Here is a 6,433-nt window from a genome sequence, read left to right on the forward strand (position 1 = left end):
GGCATCAAGATCTTCTCGTGGATCGCGACGATGTGGGAGGGCTCGCTCTCGTTCAAGACGCCGATGCTGTGGGCGATCGGCTTCATCTTCATGTTCACGGTCGGCGGCGTCACCGGCGTGCTGCTCGCCAACGGCGGCATCGATACCTATTTCCAGGACGATTATTACGTCGTCGCGCACTTCCATTACGTGCTGAGCCTGGGCGCGGTCTTCTCGCTGTTCGCGGGCTTCTATTACTGGTTCCCGAAGATGAGCGGCAAGATGTACAACGAGCTGCTCGGCAAGCTGCACTTCTGGATCTTCTTCGTCGGCGTCAACGTGCTGTTCTTCCCGATGCACTTTCTCGGCATGCAGGGGATGCCGCGCCGCTACCCCGATTATCCCGATGCCTTCGCGCATTGGAACCGGATCGCGACCGACGGCTATATGATCATGGCGGCGAGCATGGTGATCTTCTTCGCCAACGTGCTGTGGTCGATGGCCGCCGGCCCCAAGGCGCCCGACAATCCCTGGGGCGAAGGCGCCACGACGCTGGAATGGACGCTCTCCAGCCCGCCGCCCTACCACCAGTTCGAGCAGCTCCCGCGGATCGACTGAGGCGGGGGCTTAGAATCTGTCCCGTTGACGTTGCACTCACGTCACCCCGGCCTTGAGCCGGGGTGACGTCTCAGCCTGAACAGGGCAGCCTCCGCTATCGTATGCGTGGGCAGGGTCCGATGCTTGACCGCTCCGATCTCCTTTGACTCTCCGCTACTTGGCGTCCATGGCCGGTCGCGTGGGGCAGCGCGGGGCGTTTTGATCTGCCTCCTCGCTTTGGGGGTTGCGTGATGCGGAATTTGAAGACGGTCGTGGCCTTGTCCGTGGCCTGCCTGGTCGGCGTTTCGGCGGCCGATGCCGCGCCGCTCATCAACGGCAATTTCGAGACCGGCTCGCTCTCCGGCTGGACGGCGACCGGCCATGTCGCGACCGCGCATATCCCCTATTTCGGCCTGAACGATCCGGGCTACAGCAGCTACGTCGCGATCTTCAATTCCGGGGACAGCACACCGAACGGCGTGCTGTCGCAGACCGTCTCGACCTTGGCGGGCGTCACCTACGCCTTTTCCTTCGATTATGGCGTGACTAGCGGCGGCTCGCAGTCGATCGTCGCCTCGGTGATCGATGCGCTGGGCCAGACCCAGCTTGCGAGCCAGATGTTCAGCAGCACGTCCACGGGCATCCAGCTCCGCACGTTCAACTTCACCGCGACGTCCAGCTCGACGACGCTCCGTTTCGCGGACGTCGGCTCGAACAACAGCATCAGCCAGGATGGCGCGATCGACAATGTCGCGCTCACCGCCGCTGCCGTCCCGGAGCCCGCCTCCTGGGCGATGATGGTGGCGGGCTTCGGCGCGGTCGGCTCCGCGATGCGCTCGCGCCGGAAGCCCGCCGCCCGACTTTCCTGACCGGATCGCGGACCATCGCCTGATCACGGCGCTCTCTTCCGCTATCTCCCGTCCACGGCCTTTGCGCCGCCCTCCGCCGCAATCCCCTCGCCGAGTATCGCCCGTATCAGCCGCCCCCGCTGGTAGATGCCCTTGCGCTCGAGAGGCATGCGGTAGAGCTCCCGCAGGAATCTCCGATCGCGGGCGCTCAAATCCCTAGTGTTGCCGGGATCGTCGAAAAGGTCGAGGATCGATCCGTATTCCGGCCCGACGCCGTTGCGAACGGCCGCCAGGCCGACGAAGGCGGCATAAGCGGTGATCGCTCTCAGCCCGATCCCCTGCGCCTTCCTAACGTCGACGACGATCGTGGCGGCCTCGATCGTGCGCACCGTCATCGGCAGGATCAGGCTTCCCGTGCCCCCGCCGGCATGCCGACCGACGACATGCCACCACCGCACCGGCTCATCACCTCCGACGAGGCGGCGAATATCGCCGGGCGCGAGGGTGCCCAGCAGCGAGGGTTTGCGGTCGTCGATCGCCCGCAGGAACGCGGAGCCGTCGGGAACGAAATCGATGATCAGATTGGGTTCGCACCTCGCTTCCCCGAGCCTTGCTCCGGCGGCTTTCGCGATCTCCCGAAACCATCTCTCGACCAATGCGCCATGGTCTTCGGGCAGGCCCGCGGCACGGGGGCAGATCGCCGTGGTCCAGCGCGCGACACTGTCGTCTGCGGAGACGACGCCCGATTTTCGAACGAACGCATAGGCCCGCCGCAGCGCCTCTTCCCTCGTCGGGAGGCCGCCTCTCACGACGATGTCGGCCTGACCCCGGTACAGAGGAACGGGCCCGGCCCGAGCCGAGCGGTCGGGCGTGACGACGAGCGCGGCGACAGCCAGGGAAAGACAGGCGAGGCGTCTCACATTACCCGGCATATCCGCCCGCGCCGCTCCAATCTCCGGCGAAGGTGACGAGGTGCAACGGGAGCGCCGTCTTGCATGCCGGATTTCCATACCCAATTAGGCCGTCATCGGAAATCATCCGAACCATCGGAGATCGAGCATGAAGGTCGCGGTTCTGGGCGCAAGCGGGCGCGCGGGTTCGGAAGTCACCAGGGAACTGGCTAGTCGCGGCCACTCGGTCGTCGCGATCGCTCGCCATGTCGAGGCGGTTCCCCAGGCGCCGGGCGTCACGCCCGTCACCGGCGACGCATCGGACAGCGCCGCGCTGGCCGATCTGATTCGCGGCAGCGACGCGGTGATCAGCGCGCTCCATTTCGACGTGCCCGCCGAAACCTTGCTGTCGGCGCTGCGGCAGGCGGGTGTCGCGCGGCTGCTCGTCACCGGCGGGGCGGCAAGCCTCAAGACTTCGTCCGGCCAGCGCCTGATCGATTCGCCCGATTTCCCCCAGGATTGGAAGGAAATGGCGATGCGAGGGATCGCCTTCCTCGACGATCTGCGCCACGAGAGCGCGATCGACTGGACCTTCTTCTCGCCCGCCATGATCATATTCGAAGGCGAGCGGCTCGGTCATTACCGGTCGGCCGACGACCAGCTCGTCACCGATGCGGCGGGCGACAGCAAGATCAGCTTCGCGGACTATGCGATCGCGATGGTCGACGAACTCGAACAGCAACGCCACAGCCGCGCGCGCTTCACCGCTGCTTATTGAGGTTCAGGACCCGTTGGCGTCGGCGAGGTCGAGATAGCGGCTTCGGGTGCGCCTCCCGTGGCACGTCCCTCGACTTCGCTCGGGACGAACGGCGAGGGGGTCCCCCAGCAAATTAATTTGTAATCAGGCTCCCGGCAGCCTTTCCGCGCGCCCTTTGCCGAACCCCGCCCAAGCGCCTATAGGCCGCCCCATGTCCTCACCCGCCGTCCCGATGCCGCCCGCGATGCCCGCGGAGTGGCGCGATTTCCTGGCGCTCACCAAGCCGCGCGTGATGTCGCTGGTGGTCTATACCGGGCTCTGCGGGCTGCTCGCGGCGCCCGTGCACATCCATCCGGTGATCGGCTTCACCGCGATCCTGTGCATCGCGCTGGGCGCGGGCGCGAGCGGGGCGCTCAACATGTGGTACGAGGCCGATCTCGATGCGCGGATGAAGCGTACCGAGCAGCGGCCGCTGCCCGCCGGGCGGATGGATCGCCAGTCCGCGCTGCACTTCGGCGTCGGGCTCGGCACCTTTTCGGTGCTGCTGATGGGGCTGGCGGTCAACCTGCTGGCGGCGGCGATCCTCGCCGCGTCGATTCTCTTCTACGTGCTGGTCTATACCGTCTGGCTCAAGCGCCGCACCCCGCAGAATATCGTCATCGGCGGTGCGGCGGGGGCCTTCCCCGCGCTGATCGGCTGGGCGGCGGCGACGGGGCGAATCGATCTGCTGCCGGTGCTGCTGTTCGCGCTCGTCTTCCTGTGGACGCCGCCGCATTTCTGGGCGCTCGCGCTCTACGTCCGCACCGATTACGCCGCCGCCGGCGTGCCGATGCTGCCCGTCGTCGCCGGCGCGCGGACGACGCGCGTCCAGGTGTTCGCTTATGCGCTGCCGATGGCGGCGGTGGCGGTGCTGCCCTGGGCGCTGGGGCTGGCGGGGCCGATCTACGGGATCACCGCCGCGTTGCTCTCGCTGCTGTTCGTCGCGCTGGCGGCGCGGGTCGGGTTCAGCCGCGAGGCCGATCCGGCGCGGATGAAGCCCGAGCGGCGGCTGTTCGCTTTTTCGATCCTCTATCTGTTCGCGCTGTTCGGCGCGCTCGTCGTCGACAGGATGGTGCCGGCATGACCCCCGATTTCGATGTGGAATATCGCCGCCGCCAGCGCGCCCGCGCGCGCGTCACCGCTTGGGCGCTGGGCGCGATGGTGGTGCTGTTCTTCGCGATCGGCGTGGTACGGATGCATTGATGGCGGCGCAGACCTTCCACCTGCGCGGTAAATTCCGCACCGCGACCGCCGTTGCGCTGCTCGTCGCGCTGATGGCCGGCGTCGGCTTCGCGAGCGTGCCGCTCTACCGGATGTTCTGCCAGGCGACGGGCTGGAACGGCACGGTGCAGGAGCGATTGAACGCCACCGCGCCCGGCCCGGTGGTCGGCAAGCTCGTCGACGTGCGCTTCGATGCCAACGTCAAGCCCGGGATGGACTGGAGCTTCGAGCCCGACGAGCGCGTCAAGCGCGTCGCGGTCGGCGCGCGCGAACTCGCCTTCTTCACCGCGGTCAACGAGACCGATCACACGATCACCGGCAGCGCCGCGTTCAACGTCTCGCCGACGAACGCCGGGCCCTATTTCGTCAAGATCCAATGCTTCTGCTTCACCGAGCAGACGCTGAAGGCGCATGAGCGCGTGCGGATGCCGGTGATCTTCTATGTCGATCCGGGCTTCGCCAAGGATCCCGATGCCAGCCAGATCAGCGAAATCACGCTTTCCTACACCTTCTTCCCGGTAGCTTCGCCGAAAAGTGCAAGCTAAGGGACGAGCGACGCACGACCGATACGGGGACCGAAATGGCCGGAGCCAAGAGCCACGATTATCATATCCTGCCGCCGAGCCCCTGGCCTTTGCTGGGCGCGTTCGCGGGGCTGTTCTTCGCGGTGGGCGCGATCCTCTACATGCATTCGGCGCCCTATGGCGGCTTCGCCTGGACGTTCGGCGTGCTCTCCGTGATGGCCACGATGGCGGGCTGGTGGGGCCAGGTCATCAAAGAAGCGAAGGCCGGCGATCATACGCCGGTCGTGGCGCTCCACCTGCGCTACGGCATGATCCTGTTCATCGCCTCCGAAGTGATGTTCTTCGTCGGCTGGTTCTGGGCCTTCTTCGATTTCTCGCTGTTTCCATCGACCGTCGATGCGGTCGGCGGGGTCTGGCCGCCCAAGGGCGTCGAGGTCATCAACCCCTTCGCCTTCCCCCTGCTCAATACGCTGATCCTGCTCTGCTCGGGCACCACCGTCACCTGGGCGCACCATGCGCTGCTGCACGGGGACCGCAAGGGCACGATCGCGGGGCTGTGGTGCACGATCCTGCTGGGCCTCACCTTCACCGGCATCCAGGGCTGGGAATATGCCCATGCGCCGTTCGCCTTCAAGGGCCTCAACTATGGCGCGGCCTTCTTCATGGCGACGGGGTTCCACGGCTTCCACGTGCTGGTCGGTACGATCTTCCTGATCGTCAACCTGATCCGCGCCTACAAGGGCGATTTCACCCCGCGCCAGCATTTCGGCTTCGAGGCGGCGGCCTGGTACTGGCACTTCGTCGACGTCGTCTGGCTGTTCCTGTTCGTCACCATCTACGTCTGGGGCGGCTGGGGCGCGCCGATCCACGCGGGGTAGAGGCTTGGCCATATTTCCGTCCGCTCAGTTCCTACTCTGGATGAGCGGATGGAGAATGTGTTGAGCCAGCCTCCCTCCCCGCCGCCCGGGCCCATCGCCGCCGGCCTCAATGGTCTCTGCCCGCGCTGCGGCGCCAGGACGATGTTCGCCGGCGTCATCAGGTTCGCCGATCGCTGCGCCGCCTGCGGGCTCGATTACACAAGCTTCAACGTCGGCGACGGGCCGGCGGCATTCCTCACCCTGATCATCGGCGCGATCGTCGCGGGCGGGGCGATCGCGGTGGAGCTGATCTTTTCGCCGCCATGGTGGGTGCATGTCCTGCTGTGGCCGGCGATCACGCTGGCGCTGATCCTGGGATCGTTGCGCGCCGCCAAGGGCGTGCTGCTCGCGCTCGAGGTTCGCACCGCCGCGCGCGAGGGCCGGATCGCGCCGCCGCGATGAGCCGGCGGCTCCCCCTGGTCCCGACGCTGATCGTCGCGCTGGCGGCGCTGCTGATGGTGCGGCTCGGCGTCTGGCAGCTCCATCGCCTCCACGAGAAGGAGGCGCTGATCGCGCGCTTCGCGGCCAACCTCCACCAGCCGCCCGCCCCCTTCGCCGCTTTGGCGCCGATCGGCGAGGACAGGCTCTACCGCCGCGCCACCGCGACCTGCGCGACGGTGCGGAGCTGGCGCGGCGAGGCGGGGCGCGGCGCCGACGGCAC

10 protein-coding genes are annotated in these 6,433 nt (G+C 66.9%); 9 read left to right on the plus strand and 1 reads right to left on the minus strand.

Features of this window, described 5'->3' with window-relative positions:
* Together HUU94_RS06490 and HUU94_RS12800 are read left to right on the plus strand one after the other, a co-directional pair.
* On the plus strand, window positions 1-597 hold a 597-nt coding region (locus tag HUU94_RS06490), incomplete at its 5' end, for a cbb3-type cytochrome c oxidase subunit I (protein WP_174274287.1).
* A 230-nt stretch (window positions 598-827) separates the two neighbouring features.
* Entirely contained in the window at window positions 828-1,445 is a 618-nt protein-coding gene (locus tag HUU94_RS12800) for a PEPxxWA-CTERM sorting domain-containing protein (RefSeq protein WP_174274294.1), read from the plus strand.
* A 41-nt stretch (window positions 1,446-1,486) separates the two neighbouring features.
* Here the strand turns inward: HUU94_RS12800 and HUU94_RS06500 are convergent, their stop codons facing one another.
* On the minus strand, window positions 1,487-2,440 hold the full coding sequence (locus tag HUU94_RS06500) for a hypothetical protein (protein WP_174274288.1): 954 nt from the start codon (window positions 2,438-2,440) through the stop codon (window positions 1,487-1,489).
* Window positions 2,441-2,483: 43 nt separating this feature from the next.
* Between HUU94_RS06500 and HUU94_RS06505 the strand changes: the two genes are divergently transcribed.
* From HUU94_RS06505 to HUU94_RS06530, 7 genes are all read left to right on the plus strand, one after another.
* Window positions 2,484-3,092, plus strand: a complete 609-nt coding sequence (locus HUU94_RS06505) for an NAD(P)-dependent oxidoreductase (protein ID WP_174274289.1) — start codon at window positions 2,484-2,486, stop codon at window positions 3,090-3,092.
* 190 nt (window positions 3,093-3,282) lie between these two features.
* Window positions 3,283-4,194, plus strand: coding sequence for a heme o synthase (locus HUU94_RS06510; RefSeq protein ID WP_174274290.1), 912 nt, complete (start codon window positions 3,283-3,285; stop codon window positions 4,192-4,194).
* A complete protein-coding gene (locus HUU94_RS12910) occupies window positions 4,191-4,313 on the plus strand; it encodes a hypothetical protein (RefSeq protein WP_302480184.1) in 123 nt (40 codons plus the stop codon). Before HUU94_RS06510 ends, HUU94_RS12910 begins: the two co-directional genes overlap by 4 nt.
* A complete protein-coding gene (locus tag HUU94_RS06515; RefSeq protein ID WP_174274291.1) occupies window positions 4,313-4,876 on the plus strand; it encodes a cytochrome c oxidase assembly protein in 564 nt (187 codons plus the stop codon). The genes HUU94_RS12910 and HUU94_RS06515 overlap by 1 nt, the downstream gene beginning before the upstream one ends.
* Before the next feature lie 35 nt (window positions 4,877-4,911).
* On the plus strand, window positions 4,912-5,733 hold the full coding sequence (locus HUU94_RS06520) for a cytochrome c oxidase subunit 3 (RefSeq protein ID WP_174274292.1): 822 nt from the start codon (window positions 4,912-4,914) through the stop codon (window positions 5,731-5,733).
* Between the two features lie 60 nt (window positions 5,734-5,793).
* Window positions 5,794-6,174: a DUF983 domain-containing protein gene (locus HUU94_RS06525; RefSeq protein ID WP_438827111.1), complete on the plus strand. Its 381-nt coding sequence runs from the start codon at window positions 5,794-5,796 to the stop codon at window positions 6,172-6,174.
* The coding region (locus tag HUU94_RS06530; protein WP_217429574.1) for an SURF1 family protein at window positions 6,171-6,433 on the plus strand (263 nt) is incomplete at its 3' end. The genes HUU94_RS06525 and HUU94_RS06530, both read left to right, overlap by 4 nt.

It is taken from the genome of Sphingomonas bacterium, assembly GCF_903644055.1.
Classification (GTDB): Bacteria; Pseudomonadota; Alphaproteobacteria; order Sphingomonadales; family Sphingomonadaceae; genus Sphingomonas_I.

Excerpts from the sequence above, each read along its gene's own strand:
- HUU94_RS12800 (WP_174274294.1), top strand. The coding sequence starts at position 828 with ATGCGGAATTTGAAGACGGTCGTGGCCTTGTCCGTGGCCTGCCTGGTC.
- HUU94_RS06505 (WP_174274289.1), top strand. The coding sequence starts at position 2,484 with ATGAAGGTCGCGGTTCTGGGCGCAAGCGGGCGCGCGGGTTCGGAAGTC.
- HUU94_RS06510 (WP_174274290.1), top strand. The coding sequence starts at position 3,283 with ATGTCCTCACCCGCCGTCCCGATGCCGCCCGCGATGCCCGCGGAGTGG.
- HUU94_RS12910 (WP_302480184.1), top strand. The coding sequence starts at position 4,191 with ATGACCCCCGATTTCGATGTGGAATATCGCCGCCGCCAGCGCGCCCGC.
- HUU94_RS06515 (WP_174274291.1), top strand. The coding sequence starts at position 4,313 with ATGGCGGCGCAGACCTTCCACCTGCGCGGTAAATTCCGCACCGCGACC.
- HUU94_RS06520 (WP_174274292.1), top strand. The coding sequence starts at position 4,912 with ATGGCCGGAGCCAAGAGCCACGATTATCATATCCTGCCGCCGAGCCCC.